Below are 20,352 nucleotides of genomic sequence, written 5' to 3' on the forward strand. Positions count from 1 at the left end.
AGAAATGAAGCTTATGGATTTTACCGGCTTTGCTCTGAAAAACCTTTTTTCCAAGCCGGCAACAAAGAATTATCCTGCCGAACCTGCGGTTTATCCGGAGCGTTCAAGGGGTCACATTGAAATTGATATAGACAACTGTATTATGTGCGGAATGTGCCAAAGAAAGTGCCCGTCGGGCGCAATCAAGGTTGACCGTGCAACAAGAACCTGGTCGATTGAAAGAATGGGTTGTGTGCAATGCGAAAACTGTGTTTCGGGCTGTCCGAAAAAGTGCCTGCACATCAAACCCGGCTACACAGAGCCAAGCAGAACTAAGACGGTTGACTCATATTCTCAGCCAATCCCGGAACCGCCAAAGGCAGAAAAAGCCGAAGCAAATGACTCACCTGCTTTGACATCGGGCAAGATTGAAAACGATATGAGCAAATGTATTCTTTGCGGACTTTGTGCAAGGAAGTGCCCGTCAAACGCCATTACAGTTGACAGAAACGAAAAAACTTGGAGCATCAACCGTGACGAATGTGTGCAATGCGGTGCATGCATTGACGCCTGCTTGAAATTCCACAGCTTGAGCTACACAAAAGATGACGGCGAAAGCGGACAAGTAACCTACAAAAAGGAAGCGTAAAGCATTACTAAAAAATACACCTTTTCAGGTATTGTTCAGGGTATCGGATTTCGCCCCACAGCCCTGAGGCTCGCACAAGAGCTTGACATAAAAGGCGAAGTAAAAAACACAGGCGGTAATGTTGAAATTATCGCACAGGCAGAAAATGAGGCGTTGGAGGAATTTATCCGACGCCTTATCGGCTTGTTCAGCATAAAATCATTCAATCAAGAAATTTCGGAAAACAAAGACTACACTCAATTCAAAATCATTCATTCCACCAACGACAACGACATTCCGTTCATCACTCCCGATTTGGCAACCTGCCCGAATTGCGAGCGAGAACTAAAAGACGAAAACAACCGCAGATACAACCATCCGTTCATCAGCTGTATCAACTGCGGAGCAAGATATACAATAATCAACACTCTGCCGTATGACAGAGAAAACATCACAATGAGCGTGTTCCCCCTTTGTGACGAATGTCAAAAGGAATACACGACACCGCAGAATATCAGGTGTCACGCACAAACCATTGCGTGCAACAACTGCGGTCCTACAACAAACATCACAATCGACAAAGCTGTGCAAACGCTGAAAAACGGCGAAATCCTTGCAATAAAAGACATCGGAGGCTATCACCTATCGTGCTTATGCGAAACAGAATGTGCAACAAACCTCCGTGAAATCAAAGGCAGAGAAACAAAACCGTTTGCAATTATGTTCAAGAACATTGACGAAATTGCAAAACACTGCGAAATCTCCGACAAGGAGCAAGAGTTACTGCTCTCCCCTGCACGACCGATAGTTTTGCTAAAAGCGAAAAAAGAATTCCCTATCGGAGTGTGTGACGGTTCGGACTGCATAGGTGCATTTTTGCCGTGCAATCCGATACAAATCCTCATACTCGACAAAGTTTCGCCTCTCATAATGACGAGTGCAAACCTATCGAGCGAGCCGATAATAATTGACGATGAGGAAATAAAAAAATTCGGTGTGAAAATTCTATCTCACAACCGAGAAATACTCACGCCTCTTGACGACAGCGTGGTGCAAATCAACGCAGGAGAGGTGCAGTTCATCCGCCGTGCAAGAGGATATGTTCCGCTTGCAATTGATGTTGGAATAAAGGCAAAAAGCAACATTCTTGCCCTTGGCGGTGACCTAAAAAGCAGTTTTGCAATTATGCACGGTAACTATGTTTATCCGTCGCAATACTTCGGCGATTTGGAAGATGCAAAATGTTTTGAAGCATACAAAAGCAACATTGACCGTTTTTGCAAACTCCACAGCTTTACACCCGAAAAAACCGTTTGCGATATGCACCCTTTATATTATTCATCAACGGCAATGCAATCAAACGACGAATATCAGCACCATTTGGCACACGCATACAGCGTTATTGCAGAGCACCGACTAAAAGGCGATGTGTTGAGCTTTGTTTTTGACGGCACAGGCTACGGCACAGACGGTGCTATTTGGGGCGGTGAGGTGTTTTTCAACAGAAAAAGAATTGAGCACCTTGAATACACAAAAATGCTTGCAAGTGACGAGGTTTCAAAAAACGCAGACATCTGCCTTGCCTGCTATGACGGAAGCAATCCGCTTGTCAAAAGTGCGATTGAACACAACATAAACACCGTCAATTCATCAAGTATGGGCAGACTGTTTGATGCTGTTGCATCGGCACTTGACATTTGCCACTACAACACCTATGAGGGCGAATGTGCAATAGCGCTTGAACACACGGCACGAAAGGCAAGCAAGGCTTTTGAGCTGACCCCTACCCTGTCACCGAAAGCCATAATTGAAGAAATCAAAAACGCAAACGCACCAAAGGAAGAAATTGCACTCGGATTTCATCACATGCTTGCAAGGTTGATAGTGAACATTGCGAAGAAGTACAACGCAAATCAAGTCACGCTCAGCGGAGGCTGTTTCAACAACAGAATTTTAACTAAAAAAGCATTTGAACTGCTAAATCAAAACGACATAAAAGTATACATAAACAACAAAGTGCCGTCAGGCGACCAAGGGCTTTGCCTCGGTCAAGCATATTTGACAGCACTTGACGAACAGAAAGAGGTGTAAGCTATGTGTGTTGCGGCACCGGGAAAAATAATTGAAATTGACGGAAACTCGGCAAAAATCGACTACTCATCAAACATCACAACGGTCAACAAAGGCATAGTTGACTGCAAGGTAGGCGACTGGGTTTTGGTTCACGCAGGGCTGATAATTCAGGTTTTACCCGAAAGCGAAGCTGAATATATGGTTGAACTTTTCAACGAACTTGAGGAACTTGGGCAATGAACATAAACGATGTAATTAAGGCTCTGAAAGAATATGACGGCGAAGAAATCACTCTTATGGAAGTTTGCGGAACTCACACGGCTTCAATCAGCGAAAATGCAATTCCGTCAATAATCAGCGACAAAATTCATCTCATCAGCGGTCCGGGTTGCCCTGTATGCGTTACGGTTTCGGACTATGTTGACAAGCTGATTGAGCTTGCACTCGGCGGAAATGTAATCGTCACATTCGGCGATATGATTAGAGTTCCCGGCAAAGAAAGTGCGCTGAAAGACATCAAGGCTGACGGTGCGGACATCAGAATGGTGTATTCCCCGATGGAAACGATTGAACTTGCAAAAGCAGAACCGAACAAAAATTTTGTGTTTGCGGCTGTCGGATTTGAAACCACAACGCCGATATACGCACTTCTGCTTGACGAAATCATAAAACAAAAAATTGAAAATGTGCAACTTTTGACTGCGCTGAAAACTATGCCGAATGTTATTGCCACGCTTTGCGAAGCCGACAACAAGATTGACGGTTTCATTGCACCATGTCACGTTGCCGTAATTACAGGAAGCAACGCTTTTGTTCCGCTTGCCGAAAAATACAATCTTCCGTTTGCAGTCAGCGGATTTGAGGCGGAAGAAATCTTATCATCAATCTACGCTTTGGTAAAACTGCGTGGGCAAGGCAAGGTTATCAACCTATACAAAAACGCTGTACCGAGCGAACGCAACGAAAAGGCATACGAAATCGTGCACAAATATTTTGAAGAATACGATGCACCGTGGCGAGGACTAGGAATCATCAAAGGCTCGGGAATGGCTCTGAAACAGGAATTTGCAGAATATGACGCAGGTTCACAAGAACTCACCAACGATTATTCACACCAAAAAGGTTGCTTGTGCGGTGAGATAATATCGGGAAACAAGAAGCCGACCGACTGCCCTTTATACAATAAAATCTGCATACCCGAAAATCCAAAAGGTGCTTGTATGGTGAGCATCGAGGGCACTTGCTACAACTATATAACCAACAACAGGAAGTAAAAATATGAAAATCACATTATCACACGGAAGCGGAGGAAAAGCGACAAGCGAGCTGATTGACCGAATCTTTGCACGCCGCTTTTCCAACCCAATACTAAATATGATGGAGGACAGCGCAGTTGTTGACGGACACGGCAAAATTGCGATAACGACCGACAGCTTTGTTGTGACTCCCCTATTTTTCAAGGGCGGTGACATCGGCAGACTTGCAGTTTGCGGAACGGTGAACGACCTGCTCATGAGAGGTGCTGTGCCAAAATACATAACCTCCGCATTCATCATCGAGGAGGGTGCGGACACCGACACGCTTGAAGCTATTGCATCATCAATGGCAAAAACGGCAAGCGAAGCGGGAGTATGTATTGTTGCAGGCGACACAAAGGTTATCGAGGGCAACGGCGGAGTGTACATCAACACCACGGGAATAGGCTTTGCGGACAGCGAAAACATTGTTTCAACCAATCTGCAAGACGGCGATTGCGTGATTGTCAGCGGAACTATGGGCGACCACCACGCAACAATTCTCTCTGCAAGAATGGAGATTGAAAACGACATTCAATCCGACAACGCTCCGCTGACCGACATAGTGAAAAATCTCATTGACGGCGGAATTGACATACATTGTATGCGAGATGTCACAAGAGGCGGACTCGGAACCGTGCTCAACGAACTTGCAAACGCATCTCAAAAACAAATTGAGATTGAGGAAACCGCAATTCCAATCACAGATGAAGTAAGAGCATTTTCAAAAATTCTCGGCTTGAACATTATGCATATGGGCAACGAGGGCAAGCTGGTTGCAATTGTTCCGAGTGAGCAAGCAAACAAGGCTGTGGAGATTATGAAAAACAGCAAATACGGTGAAAATGCCACGATAATCGGCAAAGTCACGAACGGCGAGGGCGTTATGCTAAACACACGACTTGGCGGACAAAGAAAAATAAATGTCCTTATCGGCGAGGGGCTTCCGAGAATTTGCTGATAAGACGACAAAAAGATGAACCGCACCATATGGATACGATTCATCTTTTTCATTTTAGCATAAAATATGCAGAGAGGGTTATTTAATTTGCTCAAAAGCCTGAGCGATGTCGGCAAGAATATCATCAATATGCTCTGTGCCGATTGAAAGACGAATAGTGTTCGGCTTGATGTTCTGTTCTGCAAGTTCCTCAGGGCTGAGCTGTGAGTGAGTTGTGGTTGCAGGGTGAATAACAAGTGACTTAACATCTGCCACATTTGCAAGGATTGAAAAGATTTGAAGCGAGTCGATAAACTTCTTTGCTTCTGCTTCTCCACCCTTGATTTCGAATGTAAAGATTGAACCTGCGCCGTTCGGGAAGTATTCGTTATAAAGTGCCTGATACTTCGGGTCGAGTGACGGATGGTTCACCTTTTCAACAAGAGGATGTGCATTAAGATACTCAATAACCTTTTTTGCATTTTCAACATGACGCTCAACACGAAGCGAGAGGGTTTCTGTTCCCTGAAGAAGCAAAAATGCGTTGAACGGTGAAATTGTTGCACCTGTGTCACGAAGAATGATTGCACGAATATAGGTTACAAACGCCGCACGACCAACTGCGTCAACAAAGCTGATTCCGTGATAGCTTGGGTTCGGGTCTGCGATTTGCGGGAATTTGCCCGAAGCTTTCCAATCAAAATTACCGCTGTCAACGATTATACCGCCGAGGCTTGTGCCGTGACCGCCGATAAACTTTGTTGCAGAAGCAACAACGATGTCTGCACCGAGCTCGATTGGACGAAGCAAGTAAGGGGTTGTAAATGTGTCGTCAATCACAAGTGGAATATTATGCTTGTGTGCAATTTCGGCAACTGCCTTGATGTCGATAATATTTGAATTTGGATTGCCCAAGGTTTCGATGAAAATTGCCTTTGTGTTGTCCTGAATTGCATTTTCAAAATTTTGAACATCATCCGGGTCAACAAAAGTTGTTGTTACTCCGTGACGAGGAAATGTGTGTGCAAGATAATTATATGTTCCGCCATAAATGGTTTTTGCAGAAACGATGTGGTCGCCTGCCTGAGCCAAAGCCTGAAATGTGTACGCAATTGCTGCCGCACCCGAAGCTGTTGCCAAACCTGCCACACCGCCCTCAAGAGCCGCAAGTCTTTGTTCAAAGACATCCTGAGTGCTGTTTGTTAGTCTGCCGTAAATGTTGCCTGCATCTGCAAGACCGAACCTTGCCTGTGCGTGGTCGCTGTTGCGAAATACATATGATGTTGTTTGATAAATCGGCACCGCTCTTGCATCTGTTGCCGGGTCAGGTGATTCCTGTCCTACATGAAGTTGTAAAGTTTCAAATTTAAAGTTAGCCATAATGTTTATTCCTTTCAAGTTAAAGTGATTTTGTAAAACTAAATGATAAAACGCTCACAAAATCACATTCGCCCAAATCGAAAATTCTGACGTAATAGCCTTTCAAACAAATTCTTCATAATCGTTCTCCTATTGCCTACCGCATTGGTAGGCTTTGTTGTTATGTTTGCATTATAACTCACAATACCTACTATGTCAATAGGTTTTATATATTTTTTTCAAAAAACTTGACAACACATCATTTATATGGATAATAAACATTAGGTGATATGATGAACAAAGAACAATTATTAGACATATTACAAGGCGTGCAAAACGGCAATATTTCCCCCAATAACGCACTTGAAAAAATCAAACTCGCGCCATATGAGGACATCGGATTTGCCAATGTTGACACCTCCCGTTCGCTTCGTCACGGTGTTGCGGAAGTCATATACGGTGAGGGCAAAAGTTCCGAGCAAATCAGAGCGATTGCACAAAAGTTGCTTGACAGCGGAGAAAAAAACGTGCTCATCACGAGAATTGACGAGAGCAAGGCTGAATATATAAACCGCACAATCACCCTTGAATACGACAAGGAATCGAGAACTGCCGTTGCAGGCAAAATCCCCGAACCGAACGGCAAGGGCAAAATCGTTGTTTGCTGTGCAGGAACATCGGATTTATACTGTGCAAAAGAGGCTGTGATTACGGCAAAGGCTTTTGGCAACGAAGTTGTTGAAATGTATGATGTCGGCGTTGCGGGAATTCACAGACTGCTTGACAAGGCGGAACTTTTGTTAAACGCCAAGGCGGTCATTGCAATTGCCGGAATGGAGGGCGCACTTGCAAGCGTCATCGGAGGTCTTGCCTCCTGCCCGGTTATTGCCGTTCCTACAAGTGTTGGCTACGGCGCAAGTTTTGGCGGAGTTTCGGCTCTTTTGGCAATGCTCAACAGCTGTGCAAGCAATGTCAGCGTGGTTAATATCGACAACGGTTTCGGTGCAGCGTACATTGCAAGTATGATAAATCATCAGGAATAACATATGAAAAGTTTATATTTAGAATGTAATATGGGTGTTGCAGGAGATATGCTGTGTGCTTCTCTGCTTGACACGCTCAATGAAAAAGATAAAGAACATATAATAAATAAATTAAATACATTACTATGTGATGTAACCGTCAGCCTAAATACAACAACAAAAAGCGGTATCAGAGCATCAAAATTTGATGTGACAATAAAAGAAAACGGACACACTCACACGAGCATATCCGAGATATACAATATCATTGACGGTTTTGACATTCCGCAAAAAGTCAAGGAAAATGCAAAGGCTGTGTACAAACTGATTGCCGAAGCGGAAAGCAAGGTGCACGGCACAACGGTTGCCGATGTTCACCTGCACGAGGTCGGAGTAAAGGATGCCATAATTGACATCACCGCCTGCTGTTTGCTGATTGATTATTTGCAGATTTACAAAATCGTGTGCTCACCGATTGCAACAGGCTTTGGCGAGGTCAAAACAGCGCACGGAATTATGCCTGTTCCTGCTCCTGCAACTGCGGAACTGTTAAGTTCGATACCGTGCTTTACGGGCGACATAAAAAATGAGCTGACAACTCCGACAGGAGTGGCGCTTGTCAAATTTTTTGCAAACGAGTTTTCCGCTTCAAACAGCGAATACGAAAAAGTCGGCTACGGTGCCGGCACAAAAGATTTTGAAAAGCCGAACATCATAAGGGCTTTTATCAAAGAAAGCGACACCGACACCGTGTTTGAACTACGCTGTCAAATTGACGATATGACGGGCGAGGAACTTGGATATGCGCTGAACAAAATGCTCACTCTCGGAGCAAAAGACGCATACTTCAAGCCGATTGTTATGAAAAAGAGCAGACCTGCATTTGAATTTACGGTTATCTGCTCCCCAGCCGACAAAGACGAACTCACACGGCAGATGTTCAAACACACAACCACTCTCGGAATTCGACAAATCGAATGTGCACGGGCAATCCTCGACAGAGAAATATGTGAAAAAAACGGTGTTCGCATAAAGCGTTCGCAAGGCTACGGCACAGAAACCGAAAAAATCGAATTTGACGATATTGTAAAAATTGCGGAAGAAAACGACATCTCGGTTTTTGAAGCAAGAAAAATGATTGAAAAATAAAAACGCCCCTGTAAAGTTTTTCTCTTTACAGGGGTTTGTACTGTTTTTGTGCTATTTTATCTTGCCTTTGTTGCAATTTCGGTTACAATTCTTGAAAGGAATTCGTCAACAGAGGTTGCACCCTCGTCGCCGTTCTTTCTTGAACGAACAGAAATTGTGTTTGCCTCAATATCCTTATCGCCAACGATAATCATATAAGGAACTTTTTCCATTTGTGCGGAACGAATCTTGAAGCCTGTCTTTTCGCTTCTGTCATCAAGTTCGCAACGAACGCCTGCTGCCTGAAGCTTTGACATAACCTCACGGCAATAATCCTGATGTCTGTCTGCAACAGGAAGGAACTTAACCTGAACAGGAGAAAGCCAAGTCGGGAATGCACCTGCATACTTCTCGATAAGGAGAGCAAGAGTTCTCTCGTAGCAACCGATTGAAGTTCTGTGGATGATATAAGGGTTCTTCTTTTGACCGTCCTTGTCTACATATTCCATACCGAACTTTTCTGCAAGCATTTGGTCGATTTGGATTGTAACAAGAGTGTCTTCCTTGCCAAATACATTCTTGATTTGAATATCAAGTTTCGGACCGTAAAAAGCAGCTTCGCCAACACCAACCTTGTAGTCGATGCCGAGGTCATCGAGGATAGTTTTCATAACGCCTTGTGCCTCATCCCACTGCTCTTTTGTGCCGATATACTTTTCTGAATCTTCAGGGTCCCACTGTGAGAAACGATAGGTCAAATCCTCTTTGAGTCCCAAAACATCCATCATATAGTTTGTGAGTTCAAGGCAAGCCTTGAATTCGTCCTCAAGCTGATCGGGACGGCACATCAAGTGACCCTCTGAAATTGTGAACTGACGAACACGGATAAGACCGTGCATTTCGCCCGATGCTTCGTTACGGAAAAGAGTTGATGTTTCGTCATATCTGAGCGGAAGGTCACGGTATGATCTTGCTCTGTTGAGATATGCCTGATACTGGAACGGGCAAGTCATAGGACGGAGTGCGAATACTTCCTTATCCTTTTCTTCATCGCCGAGAACGAACATACCCTCTTTATAGTGATCCCAGTGACCTGAAATCTTATAAAGGTCTGATTTTGCCATAAGAGGAGTTTTTGTAAGCAACCAGCCTCTCTTTTCTTCCTCATCCTCTACCCAACGCTGGAGAGTTTGAATAATCTTTGTTCCCTTTGGAAGAAGAATAGGCAAGCCCTGACCGATGTAATCAACTGTTGTGAAAAGCTCAAGTTCTCTGCCAAGCTTGTTGTGGTCACGCTTTTTAGCTTCTTCAAGAGCGGCAAGATGTTCCTCAAGCATTGAAGCCTTTGGAAAAGCAGTACCGTAAACACGGCAAAGCATCTTGTTTTTCTCATCGCCTCTCCAGTAAGCACCTGTGCACTGGGTCAGCTTAAATGCCTTTACAACCTTCATATCCATAAGGTGAGGACCTGCGCAAAGCTCTGTGAATTCGCCTTGCTCATAAAAGCTGATTGGCTCGCCCTTTTCTGCGTGCTCCTTAATAAGTTCAACCTTATAAGGCTCGTTCTTACTTTCCATAAGAGCAATTGCCTCATCGGCAGGAAGTTCAAACTTCTTGATTTCAGGGTTTTCCTTAACAATCTTCTTCATTTCAGCTTCGATCTTTGTCAAATCCTCAGGTGAGAATGACTTTTCAACATCAAAGTCATAATAGAAGCCGTTATCAATAGCAGGGCCGATAGTAAGCTTTGCTTCAGGATAAAGGCGCTTAACTGCCTGTGCCATAATGTGTGATGCGGTGTGATTGAATGCCTTTTTGCCGTCCTCGTCATCAAAGGTGAGGATTTCAAGTGTGGCATCGGCATCTATAACTGTTCTCAAATCCTTAACCTCGCCGTTAATCTTGCAGCAGGTTGCGTTTCTGAAAAGTCCCATAGAAATGTCTTTTGTAATGTCGCCGGCTGTCTTTGCTTCGTTATATTCCAAAACTGAGCCGTCTTTTAATGTGATTTTCATAATCTAATCCTCCTTAAAAATAAAAAAATCACCCTGAAAAACAGGGTGAATAAAATCCACGGTTCCACCTGAATTGCGATTGAACAATCGCCTCTCAATGCTCTGTAACGGGAGCTCCCGACCTGTATTAAAGGTGCTCAGAGGCGGTAACAAACTCTGCTTGACACATTCTTTCACCAACCGAATGCTCTCTGAAGTCGCCCAAAAGCCGTCATATCCTCATCAAAGATTTTTGTTTATTTTTCTTTCGAAAGTATAATAGCACTGTTGTTTTTATTTGTCAAGCCACAATTTTTTCGACACAAATTATACTATACATTGTAAAATAATTTCTTGACAAATACTACATATTGAAGTATTATATTTGTGACATTCTGTATAATAACCTATTGAATATTTGGTTATCAAATGTCAAAATTGCATAAAACTGTACCTTTTCTGATGAATTGAAATTAACAATTATGTAAAAATTAAAAACAGAAGGAGGTGCTATTGATATGAAAGTAAGTATTATTGTTACTATAGTAATTGCCCTTGTGTGCATTGCTCTTTTTGGTGTTTTGGGATTTATGCTTGGCTACACCAAGAGAGGAAAGACCGATACCGCAAAAATCGGTGATGCAACCGAGCAGGCAACAAAGATTTTGAATAATGCGCTTTCCGAGGCTGAAAGCACAAAGAAAACTCAGCTTATGGAGGCTAAGGACGAAATCCACAAGCTTCGTTCAGACGCAGACAAAGAAATCCGTGAAAGAAGAAACGAAGTTCAAAAACAAGAAAAAAGACTTAACCAGCGTGAAGAATATCTTGACAAAAGAGCAGATACGCTGGAAAAGAAAAACGAATCATTAAGCGAAAAGCTTAAATCGGCAGACGACAAATTACTTGAAATCGATGGCATCAAGAAAAGTCAGTTTGATATGCTTGAAAGAATTTCGGGCTTATCACAAGAGGATGCAAAGGCTCAGCTTATGAGTTCCCTTGAATCCGAACTTGATATTGAAAAAAGCAAAAGAATTCTTGAACACGAGCAAATGATTAAGGATCAAAGCGATGTAATCGCAAGAGAAATCATCGGCACGGCAATTCAGCGTTGTGCGGCTGACCACACAGCAGAAACCACCGTTTCGGTTGTTTCGCTTCCGTCAGACGAAATCAAAGGACGCATCATCGGCAGAGAGGGTCGTAACATCCGCTCTATCGAAAAAATCACAGGCGTTGAGCTTATCATTGATGATACCCCTGAGGCTATCACAGTCAGCTCATTTGACCCTGTAAGACGAGAAATTGCCCGTTTGACACTTGAAAGATTAATTCAAGACGGTCGTATTCATCCTACAAGAATTGAGGAAATGTACGAAAAGTCCAAGAAAGAAATCAACCAAACAATCAAAGCAGAGGGCGAAAAAGCCGTTATCAGTGCAAACTGCGGTTCTGTTCACCCTGAACTTGTAAAACTTTTAGGTAAACTCAAATACCGTACATCATACGGACAAAGCGTTCTCAAGCACTCGCTTGAGGTATCATACATTGCAGGCCTTATGGCAGCAGAACTCGGAGCAGACGAAAAGCTTGCAAGACGAGCAGGTCTTCTCCACGATATAGGCAAGGCTCTTGACCACGAAATGGAAGGAAGCCACGTTGCTCTCGGCGTTGAATACGCAAGAAAGTACAAAGAAAGCGAAGCTGTTGTTCACGCAATTCAGGCTCACCACGGTGATGTTGAATGCAAAACAATCGTTGCTTGTCTTGTTCAGGCAGCAGATGCCGTTTCCGCTTCAAGACCGGGCGCAAGACGAGAAAATATCGAGCACTACATCAAGCGCTTGCAACAGCTTGAAGAAATATCAACAAGCTTTAACGGCGTTGAAAAGGCATATGCTATTCAGGCAGGCCGTGAAGTAAGAGTTATGGTTAAGCCGGATGTAATTTCTGACCAAAAGATGCCATATATTGCACACGAAATTGCAAAGAAAATTGAAGAGGAAATGGAATATCCGGGTCAAATTAAGGTTAATATCATCCGTGAAAGCCGACACTCAGATGTTGCAAAATAGTAAAAAATAACTATTACAATTATAGGGTTGCCGTGCGGTAGCCCTATTTTGTATTTTGATTTGAAAGGAAAATATTATGATTAAGCACATTGTATGCTTTAAGCTAAAAGATAACAGCCCTGAAGAATGTAACAAGGCTGCGGAGATTTTGCGTTCTATGGAGGGCAATGTTGACCTCATCAGAGATATTGAAGTAGGTGTTGACTTTTTACACTCGGAGCGCTCATACGATATTATTCTTCAGGTGGTTTTGGACGATGCGGAAGCTCTTGAAAAATATCAAAATGATGAATACCACTGCAACGTTGTTAAAAAGCATATGCATACAGTCAGAGCAGCATCAGTTGCAATAGACTACAGCATTTAATTTCAAGAACTTATCCCGGCAAGCGATTATGAAAAAAGGAGAGGAATAATGCCATGTTCAGAATTTTAGTAGTAGAAGACGATGTAGACCTCAACAATGCCGTCTGCACATTTTTGAGAAAAAACGGATTTGACGCAGAGGGTTGCTACAACACAACGCAGGCATACAGTGCAATGTATGACAATGTTCACGACATCATCATATCGGACATTATGATGCCCGGTGAAGATGGGTTTGACTTTGCAAAAAACATACGAAAGCTGTCGACAAATATTCCTATCCTATTTATGACCGCAAGAGATGACATTGCGTCAAAGCAATTAGGTTTCAGTCTCGGAATTGATGATTATATGGTTAAACCCGTTAATTTGGATGAGCTTGTTATGAGAATCAATGCTCTTCTTCGTCGTGCAAAAATTGCCGAAAGCAAAAAAATCAATATCGGCAAATTAAGTATCAATGCAGATGAAAGAACCGCAACCTATGACGGAGAAGAAATCAATCTCACGTCAAGAGAATTTAATATTATATACAAAATGCTCTCCTTCCCTAAAAAAACATTTTCTCGCACACAGCTTATGGATGAATTCTGGGGTGCAGACACCACCTCAGGCACAAGAACAGTTGACGTTTATATGACAAAGCTTCGTGACAAGTTTTCAAAATGCAAAGAATTTGAAATCGTTACCGTCCACGGCTTGGGATACAAGGTGATTATCAATGAAGAATTCGAGTAATTCGCATCACACCACACACGACTTAAAGCGTGGAAGATTAAATTACAAATATCATGTAAGAAATGTCATAAACTCCTTTTTGTTTATGGCACTTCTTGTTTGTTTTTCAACACTCGGAACAGTCAGTCTTTTAAAGGCAACAAACGAAAAAATCCCATATTTCAGTTCATCCGAAAGTTTTAGCGAACTCTTATATTTTTCGATTATTCTTGTGATTTTTTATACGGTTTGGCAACTTGTATTTACACGACTTATTATCGAAAGACCGACCAAAGAATTTGCAAAAGCAAGCGAAAAAGTTGTACAAGGCGATTATTCGGTAAGAATAGACACGGAAAACCTCCGTTTGGGAAGTCTTGAATTCATCAATATCGCACAAAATTTTAACATTATGGTTGAACAACTCGGAAGGGTTGACAGCCTAAGCAACGACTTTATTTCTAATGTGTCGCACGAGCTGAAAACGCCGCTTGCGGTAATTCAATCATATGCCACAATTTTGCAAAATCCCGATTTAAGCGAAGACGAGAGAAAGGAATATACAGATAAAATTCTTATTTCGACTCAACAATTATCGGTACTTGTTTCCAATATCTTAAAGCTAAACAAAGTTGAAAACAACGAATTATGCACGAAAAAAGAGCGCTACAATCTTTCTTGTCAACTTTCCCAAAGTCTGCTTGATATGGAAAGTCTTTGGGAAGAAAAGGGCATCAACATTGATTTTGACGTTGAGGATGATGTTTATATTGATTCTGACAAAGAGTTATTGCAAATCGTGTGGACGAATCTTTTTTCCAACGCAATAAAATTCACTCCTAAAGGCGGAAATATTGGTGTAAAACTCCAAAAACACACAGACAGAATTATGATTTCTATCAACGATACCGGATGTGGTATGAGTGAAGAAACCATATCGCATATTTTTGAAAAATTCTATCAGGGAGATACATCCCATTCTGAAAAAGGCAACGGTTTGGGACTTTCTTTAGTCAAACGAATTATTGATTTAACAGGAAGCGAAATCAGTGTCGAAAGTGAGCTTGGCAAGGGAACAACCTTTACAATAACGCTATACAACTAAACAACCCAAAACAACGGCAGATTGACGAAAAAAGTCAGTCTGCCGTTTGGCATTTGTATGTTCTATATATATTATATATAAATATTTATATATAATAACTAATTGACAATATATGTGAATAGTGATATTATAAATACTGACACTTTAACAAAAATTTTGGAGGTTACTCTTAATGGATCAAACAACAGAAAACAAAGATATTGAAGTGGATCTTGGCAAAATTTTTTACAAAATGCGTGACAAATTCATATATATTTTCATCGTTACGATTGCAGTAGCTATTGTATCGGGATTGTTTACACATTTTGCAATCACGCCGAAATATTCCACAACAACAAAAATGTACGTTTACTCAAACACAGACAGAATTTCAACCGATTCTACAATCACATCAAGCGAACTTACCGCATCACAGGATTTGGTAAATACATATATTTACATTTTGACCAGTGATACCGTACTTGAAGCTGTTATTAAAGATTTGGATCTTAATTTTTCCCCTACCGCACTGCGAAGAATGATAACCGCCCAACAAGCAGAAAAGACAGTAGCGTTTGAAGTAACCGTTACCGCAGCTTCGCCAAAATTAGCGGCACAAATTGCAAATTCCATTGCAAAGATTGCTCCTAAAGAAATTGTAAGAGTAGTTAAGGCAGGCGGCGTTGAAATTATTGACTATGCAAAAGTACCGACTGCTCCGTCATCGCCTAACCTTGTAAAAAATGTTTTTATTGCAGCATTTATAGGCTTCTTCTGCTCGTTTATTGCAATCTTCCTTTATGAGTTCTTTGACACAACAATCACAAGCGAAAGAGATATTCTCGGCGAATTTGACATTCCTATTCTCGGAACTGTTCCGAGTCTTGAAGAGGCTGACGAACGACCTTCAAACTATCCTACAAAAGACCCTAAAATCGCCGGAACAAAAACAGTTAATAAAAAAACCGAAAGCGATTTTGTTTTAAAGCCAAGCAACGAAATACTTGAAAACATTCAAAATGCGAAGGGAGATGACAAATAATGCTTAAATTCAATAAAAAAAGTGGCACCGGTTCAATCACTTCCACAAACAGCAAAAAGCTTCTTGACGCTTCCTCAACATTTGCAGTCAAGGAAGCATACAACTCAATCAGAACTAATCTTCTTTTCACTCAGCAAGGTGAAAAGTGTCCAATATTTGTCGTAACCAGCCCTACCGCTAATAATGGTAAAACAATCAACTCGGCAAACCTTGCAATCAACTTTGCTCAAATGGGCAAAAGGACACTCGTTATTGACGCCGATATGAGAAACCCTTCACTTCACAAGCTTTTCTCATTGAGTTCAAGAAACGGTTTGTCTGAAATTCTTGCAGGTCTTACGGACAACATCACTGTTACTAAAACAGATATCGAAAATCTTTCGGTTTTAACATCGGGCAAAATTCCTCCAAACCCTGCAGAACTTCTTTCTTCACCGAGAATGGACAAATTGCTCGACTTCGTTAAAGAACATTACGATTGTGTATTTATTGATACACCTCCTGTAAACATCGTAACAGACGCAACTGTTTTTTCACAAAAAGCAACAGGATATATTCTAATCGTAAAAACAGACACTACAAATGTTCCTGAACTTAAAACCACCGTTTCTATCCTTCAAAGCATTGATGCCAACATTCTCGGCTTTATTTTGAACGATGTAAACAGCGAAAAGAAAAAATACTATTCTTATTACAGAAAGTACAGCCGAAATTACTCATACAATTACAAGTATTCTTACGGCAGCGATAAAAAATAATCAAAGGCAATCAAGGTGTTACAAAAAATGGACAAGAAGGCAAAAACGCAATTTTGGCTTGAATTCGCAACAGATATTACTTCTCTTTTAATATCATTTGTTGTTTCATTTTTATTTACAAAATTTGCACTGCATAAATTAGATGATACGGAAACCACGCTTCAATGGGCAGTTTGCGTTCTGTGTCTGCTTGTTGCATTTTTTATCAGTTATTTTTTATTCCACAAAGGTGTGGATATAAAACGCAGAAGCAAAATATACGAACTGGTTAATACTATCAAAAACGATATGCTTGTGTTTTTTATGTTCATTGCACTGCTTACATTAACCAAGAATCCGGTAATCAACCGTAGATTTTTTATTGGCACGGCAGTTGTCATATATTTGATTTTAACGACAATCAGCAGATACTATCTTAAGAGATGGCTCACAGGCGGGTACACCCCCGCAAAAGCAAGAATCACATCATATGTAGGCGTTTTAACAACCACAGACAGAGCAGAAGAATTTATATCGGGACTCAAAGAGGACTGGTCAATTAAAATTACAGGTGTTGCCCTGCTTGACAATTTTGTTGATAACGGCAGATTTACATATGATAAAGATTTTGAATTCGGTTCGGAATATACAAGCGAAAAAATACGAACAAAAAAGAAAATCAGATTTCCGCATATAGTTGCAGATGATATTCCTGTCATTGCAACAGACATCAGATTTATCGATTGGATTAGAAAAACGCCTCTCGATGAGGTTTTCATCAATTTGCCGTACTACACAAGCAGTGATGTATTTGAGATTGTTGAGGAGCTTGAAGATATGGGCGTTACGGTGCACCTTAATGTTCCTACCCTTGACAACTTGCTTGATGAAAGCAAATTTGACAACATCAACTGCAAAATCTATTCAGGTTATCCATTGGCAACATTTGCACCAACAGTTCACAACAGCGCAAAACTTGCTGTAAAAAGATTTGTTGACGTGATAGGCGCGATAGTCGGATTGATTATTTCCGCACCTATAATTGCCATTACAGCAATTCCGTTGTTAATTGAATCTCCGGGCCCTCTATTTTTCAAACAAGAACGTGTGGGACAAAACGGCAGATTATTCAACATTTACAAGCTGCGTTCAATGTACAAAGATGCAGAGGAACGTAAAAAAGAACTTATGGCTCAAAACAAGATGGACGGTCTTATGTTCAAGATGGACAACGACCCGAGAATTACAAAAGTCGGCAGAGTTATAAGAAAACTCAGCATTGACGAGCTTCCGCAGTTCTTTAATGTTCTCAAAGGCGATATGAGCCTTGTTGGCACACGTCCGCCGACAGTCAGAGAATTTGAACAGTACGAAAATCGCCACAAGCGACGTCTTTCTATGCGTCCGGGCATAACAGGAATGTGGCAAGTCAGCGGCAGATCAAACATCAACGATTTTGAAGATGTAGTCAAACTCGACTGTGAATATATTGATAATTGGTGTCTGCTTCTTGATTTAAAAATATTATTTAAAACCGTTAAGGTTGTGCTTACTCACGAAGGAGCAGAATAATGAAAATTGCAATGATAGGACATAAACGTATTCCCTCAAGAGAAGGCGGAATAGAAATAGTTGTGTCTGAGCTATCAAAACGTATGGTCAACCTTGGCAACGATGTTGTAGCTTATAACAGAAAAAGTGAGCACATAGCCGGCAAGGAACACGAAACAGCCATAGGACTTAATACCTGGGAGGGTGTTAGTTTAAAATGGGTTCCTACGCCGAATTCATCAAAACTAAATGCTATTGTATATAGCTTTCTTTCAACATTAAATGCAGTATTTCATAAATTTGATGTGATACATTTTCACGCCGAAGGACCTGCTTCGATGGTATTGCTTGCAAAGCTTTTTAAAAAGCGAAGCATAGTAACCATACACGGGTTAGATTGGCAAAGAAGTAAGTGGGGCGGTTTTGCAACAAAGTTTCTCAAATTCGGCGAAAAGACCGCCGCAAAACACGCAGACGAAATAATCGTGCTGTCTCAAAATGTAAAAGATTATTTTTTGACAACATACGATAGAGAAACCGTTTTTATACCAAACGGTATATCCCCTTCTGAAATTATACCTGCTGAGATAATAAACGAAAAATACAATTTAAATAAAAATGAATATATACTCTTTTTAGGACGACTCGTTCCTGAAAAGGGTGTACATTATTTGATAGAGGCATACAGTAAAATCATCACGGACAAATTCCTTGTCATTGCAGGCGGTTCAAGTCACACAAGCGACTATGAAGCTCAACTGAAAGAAATGGCAAAATCAAATCCTAAGATAATTTTCACAGGCTTTGTTGAAGGCAAGGAATTGGCAGAGTTATATTCAAACGCATATATCTACTGCTTGCCGAGTGATTTGGAGGGTATGCCTATAAGCTTACTTGAGGCTATGAGCTACGGCAACTGTTGTCTTACATCGAATATAAGCGAATGTACGGAAGTTTGTGAAAACAATGCCGAATATTTTGAAAAAAACAATATAGAAAGTCTCAAAAGCAAATTGCAGTATCTTTTAGACAATAATAATATTGTTGAAAACTACAAAAGCAAAGCCGCCGACTATATTTTGAACAAATATAACTGGGACAAAGTCACAAAACAAACTCTGGATTTATATTCTAAAAGTGAGATTTAATGAAAATTTTATTGGTAAACAAATTTCACTATCTGCGTGGCGGAAGTGAAAAATACTATTTTGAGCTTGCAAATTTGTTGAAAAGTAAAGGCCATACTGTTGCCTTTTTTTCAATGAAGCACAAAGAAAACATCACCACCGGCGACAAAGAATATTTTGTTGACGAAATTGATTTGAATACAGGTTCAAAATTTAAAGCCTTTGATGTTATCTATTCCAAAACAAACAAAGAACTTATGACAAAGGCTTTGGAAGACTTCAAGCCCGATATAGTTCACATCAATAATTTTCAGCGTCAACTTTCTGCATCTATTATAGACGCAATCAAAGAAAAAAATATTCCCATTGTCATGACGGCTCACGATTTGAATCCTATCTGCCCTGCAAGTATTATGCTTTATGACGGCAAACCGTGTGAGGATTGCCTGACTAAAGGCTACACGCAGTGCATCAAAAAAAAATGCAACAAGGGTTCAGCTCTCAAAAGTATCATTGGATACGCAGAAAAGAAGTATTACGACTGTCACAAAGTTTTCAAAAAAGTTGACTGCATTATTTCTCCAAGTGAATTCAACAAAAATCAGCTCGTCAAGGGCAAACTAAATTGCAACGATATTAAAGTTCTTCACAATTTTGTAAACAAGAGTGAGCACAAGGACTATGTGCTTGGTGATTATGCCTTTTACTTCGGCAGACTTTCAAAAGAAAAAGGAATTTTAAATTTAATTGAAGCTATAAAGGACATTCCCAATTCAAAACTTTTGATTGCCGGTGACGGACCCGAAAAAGAGAATATCGAAGCCTATATTGAAAAGCATAATTTGGGCGACAGAATCACGTTTTTGGGCTATCAAAATCAAGACAACATCAGAGAATATATCCGAAATTCAAGATTTGTTGTAGTACCATCAGTATGTTATGAGAATTGTCCATACTCTGTGCTTGAAACTTTAGAAATAGGAAAGCCTATTATCGGAAGCCGACTCGGCGGTATTCCTGAACTTATTGTTGACGGCGAAAACGGTTTTCTTTATAAATTCGATAATGTCAACGAACTAAAGAAAAAACTTGAAATTCTGTTCTCACAAGACGAAACAGTTGACAAATTTTCTGCAAAATCAAAAGTTCTTTACAAACAAAAATATTCACCGGAAATTTACTATAAAGAACTGATGAAAATATATAACAAATACTTACAACACGAGTGATTA

General features: G+C 40.9%; 18 protein-coding genes and 1 other annotated feature. Of the genes, 16 read left to right on the forward strand and 2 right to left on the reverse strand.

Going from position 1 to position 20,352, the window contains the following annotated elements; all coding sequences use genetic code 11:
• The first annotated feature begins 4 nt into the window (after positions 1–4).
• From Q0E03_RS01145 to hypE, 5 genes are read left to right on the forward strand one after another with little or no spacing between them, the layout of a single operon-like run.
• Positions 5–628 (forward strand): 4Fe-4S dicluster domain-containing protein, encoded by a 624-nt coding sequence (locus Q0E03_RS01145; RefSeq protein ID WP_297128413.1) that lies wholly within the window; start codon positions 5–7, stop codon positions 626–628.
• A 3-nt stretch (positions 629–631) separates the two neighbouring features.
• Positions 632–2,698, forward strand: a complete 2,067-nt coding sequence (gene hypF / locus Q0E03_RS01150) for a carbamoyltransferase HypF (protein WP_297128874.1) — start codon at positions 632–634, stop codon at positions 2,696–2,698.
• Between the two features lie 3 nt (positions 2,699–2,701).
• Positions 2,702–2,920, forward strand: coding sequence for a HypC/HybG/HupF family hydrogenase formation chaperone (locus tag Q0E03_RS01155; RefSeq protein WP_297128417.1), 219 nt, complete (start codon positions 2,702–2,704; stop codon positions 2,918–2,920).
• Entirely contained in the window at positions 2,917–3,954 is a 1,038-nt protein-coding gene (hypD, locus tag Q0E03_RS01160; RefSeq protein WP_297128420.1) for a hydrogenase formation protein HypD, read from the forward strand. The genes Q0E03_RS01155 and hypD overlap by 4 nt, the downstream gene beginning before the upstream one ends.
• Before the next feature lie 4 nt (positions 3,955–3,958).
• On the forward strand, positions 3,959–4,936 hold the full coding sequence (gene hypE, locus Q0E03_RS01165) for a hydrogenase expression/formation protein HypE (RefSeq protein WP_297128424.1): 978 nt from the start codon (positions 3,959–3,961) through the stop codon (positions 4,934–4,936).
• A gap of 78 nt (positions 4,937–5,014) precedes the next feature.
• Here the strand turns inward: hypE and Q0E03_RS01170 are convergent, their stop codons facing one another.
• The gene (locus Q0E03_RS01170; protein WP_297128427.1) at positions 5,015–6,295 is read right to left on the reverse strand and encodes an O-acetylhomoserine aminocarboxypropyltransferase/cysteine synthase family protein; all 1,281 of its coding nucleotides are present in this window, start codon (positions 6,293–6,295) and stop codon (positions 5,015–5,017) included.
• 269 nt (positions 6,296–6,564) lie between these two features.
• Here Q0E03_RS01170 and larB point away from each other — a divergent pair, with 269 nt between their 5' ends.
• Positions 6,565–7,317: a nickel pincer cofactor biosynthesis protein LarB gene (larB, locus tag Q0E03_RS01175; protein WP_367270207.1), complete on the forward strand. Its 753-nt coding sequence runs from the start codon at positions 6,565–6,567 to the stop codon at positions 7,315–7,317.
• 3 nt (positions 7,318–7,320) lie between these two features.
• Positions 7,321–8,445: a nickel pincer cofactor biosynthesis protein LarC gene (gene larC / locus Q0E03_RS01180; protein ID WP_297128430.1), complete on the forward strand. Its 1,125-nt coding sequence runs from the start codon at positions 7,321–7,323 to the stop codon at positions 8,443–8,445.
• A 56-nt stretch (positions 8,446–8,501) separates the two neighbouring features.
• Here the strand turns inward: larC and thrS are convergent, their stop codons facing one another.
• A complete protein-coding gene (thrS, locus tag Q0E03_RS01185) occupies positions 8,502–10,442 on the reverse strand; it encodes a threonine--tRNA ligase (RefSeq protein ID WP_297128882.1) in 1,941 nt (646 codons plus the stop codon).
• Positions 10,443–10,477: 35 nt separating this feature from the next.
• Positions 10,478–10,674, reverse strand: a binding site (T-box leader).
• A 262-nt stretch (positions 10,675–10,936) separates the two neighbouring features.
• Between thrS and rny the strand changes: the two genes are divergently transcribed.
• The 9 genes from rny to Q0E03_RS01230 all read left to right on the forward strand — a co-directional run bounded on the left by rny (position 10,937) and on the right by Q0E03_RS01230 (position 20,349).
• Positions 10,937–12,496 carry a ribonuclease Y gene (gene rny / locus Q0E03_RS01190; RefSeq protein ID WP_294834882.1) on the forward strand — a complete coding sequence of 520 codons (1,560 nt, stop codon included), beginning with the start codon at positions 10,937–10,939 and terminating at the stop codon, positions 12,494–12,496.
• Between the two features lie 76 nt (positions 12,497–12,572).
• Positions 12,573–12,863 carry a Dabb family protein gene (locus Q0E03_RS01195; protein WP_297128433.1) on the forward strand — a complete coding sequence of 97 codons (291 nt, stop codon included), beginning with the start codon at positions 12,573–12,575 and terminating at the stop codon, positions 12,861–12,863.
• A 53-nt stretch (positions 12,864–12,916) separates the two neighbouring features.
• Positions 12,917–13,600, forward strand: coding sequence for a response regulator transcription factor (locus Q0E03_RS01200; RefSeq protein ID WP_297128436.1), 684 nt, complete (start codon positions 12,917–12,919; stop codon positions 13,598–13,600).
• Positions 13,584–14,684 (forward strand): cell wall metabolism sensor histidine kinase WalK, encoded by a 1,101-nt coding sequence (locus Q0E03_RS01205; RefSeq protein WP_297128439.1) that lies wholly within the window; start codon positions 13,584–13,586, stop codon positions 14,682–14,684. Before Q0E03_RS01200 ends, Q0E03_RS01205 begins: the two co-directional genes overlap by 17 nt.
• A gap of 172 nt (positions 14,685–14,856) precedes the next feature.
• Entirely contained in the window at positions 14,857–15,705 is an 849-nt protein-coding gene (locus tag Q0E03_RS01210) for a YveK family protein (RefSeq protein WP_297128442.1), read from the forward strand.
• Positions 15,705–16,463, forward strand: coding sequence for a CpsD/CapB family tyrosine-protein kinase (locus tag Q0E03_RS01215; RefSeq protein ID WP_297128445.1), 759 nt, complete (start codon positions 15,705–15,707; stop codon positions 16,461–16,463). The genes Q0E03_RS01210 and Q0E03_RS01215 overlap by 1 nt, the downstream gene beginning before the upstream one ends.
• Before the next feature lie 27 nt (positions 16,464–16,490).
• Positions 16,491–18,014, forward strand: coding sequence for a sugar transferase (locus Q0E03_RS01220; protein WP_297128448.1), 1,524 nt, complete (start codon positions 16,491–16,493; stop codon positions 18,012–18,014).
• Positions 18,014–19,141 (forward strand): glycosyltransferase family 4 protein, encoded by a 1,128-nt coding sequence (locus Q0E03_RS01225; RefSeq protein WP_297128450.1) that lies wholly within the window; start codon positions 18,014–18,016, stop codon positions 19,139–19,141. Before Q0E03_RS01220 ends, Q0E03_RS01225 begins: the two co-directional genes overlap by 1 nt.
• Positions 19,141–20,349: a glycosyltransferase gene (locus Q0E03_RS01230; RefSeq protein ID WP_297128452.1), complete on the forward strand. Its 1,209-nt coding sequence runs from the start codon at positions 19,141–19,143 to the stop codon at positions 20,347–20,349. Before Q0E03_RS01225 ends, Q0E03_RS01230 begins: the two co-directional genes overlap by 1 nt.
• The last annotated feature ends 3 nt before the right edge of the window (positions 20,350–20,352 follow it).

The sequence above is a fragment of the uncultured Eubacterium sp. genome, from assembly GCF_934525195.1.
Lineage (GTDB): Bacteria > Bacillota > Clostridia > Oscillospirales > Acutalibacteraceae > Eubacterium_R.

Bases quoted from the DNA above. Each gene is read 5' to 3' on its own strand.
- Q0E03_RS01220 (WP_297128448.1), top strand. From the start codon at position 16,491: ATGGACAAGAAGGCAAAAACGCAATTTTGGCTTGAATTCGCAACAGAT.
- Q0E03_RS01170 (WP_297128427.1), bottom strand. From the start codon at position 6,295: ATGGCTAACTTTAAATTTGAAACTTTACAACTTCATGTAGGACAGGAA.
- Q0E03_RS01210 (WP_297128442.1), top strand. From the start codon at position 14,857: ATGGATCAAACAACAGAAAACAAAGATATTGAAGTGGATCTTGGCAAA.
- larC (WP_297128430.1), top strand. From the start codon at position 7,321: ATGAAAAGTTTATATTTAGAATGTAATATGGGTGTTGCAGGAGATATG.
- larB (WP_367270207.1), top strand. From the start codon at position 6,565: ATGATGAACAAAGAACAATTATTAGACATATTACAAGGCGTGCAAAAC.
- hypD (WP_297128420.1), top strand. From the start codon at position 2,917: ATGAACATAAACGATGTAATTAAGGCTCTGAAAGAATATGACGGCGAA.
- Q0E03_RS01230 (WP_297128452.1), top strand. From the start codon at position 19,141: ATGAAAATTTTATTGGTAAACAAATTTCACTATCTGCGTGGCGGAAGT.
- Q0E03_RS01200 (WP_297128436.1), top strand. From the start codon at position 12,917: ATGTTCAGAATTTTAGTAGTAGAAGACGATGTAGACCTCAACAATGCC.
- Q0E03_RS01225 (WP_297128450.1), top strand. From the start codon at position 18,014: ATGAAAATTGCAATGATAGGACATAAACGTATTCCCTCAAGAGAAGGC.
- Q0E03_RS01145 (WP_297128413.1), top strand. From the start codon at position 5: ATGAAGCTTATGGATTTTACCGGCTTTGCTCTGAAAAACCTTTTTTCC.
- Q0E03_RS01155 (WP_297128417.1), top strand. From the start codon at position 2,702: ATGTGTGTTGCGGCACCGGGAAAAATAATTGAAATTGACGGAAACTCG.
- Q0E03_RS01215 (WP_297128445.1), top strand. From the start codon at position 15,705: ATGCTTAAATTCAATAAAAAAAGTGGCACCGGTTCAATCACTTCCACA.
- Q0E03_RS01195 (WP_297128433.1), top strand. From the start codon at position 12,573: ATGATTAAGCACATTGTATGCTTTAAGCTAAAAGATAACAGCCCTGAA.
- hypE (WP_297128424.1), top strand. From the start codon at position 3,959: ATGAAAATCACATTATCACACGGAAGCGGAGGAAAAGCGACAAGCGAG.
- rny (WP_294834882.1), top strand. From the start codon at position 10,937: ATGAAAGTAAGTATTATTGTTACTATAGTAATTGCCCTTGTGTGCATT.
- Q0E03_RS01205 (WP_297128439.1), top strand. From the start codon at position 13,584: ATGAAGAATTCGAGTAATTCGCATCACACCACACACGACTTAAAGCGT.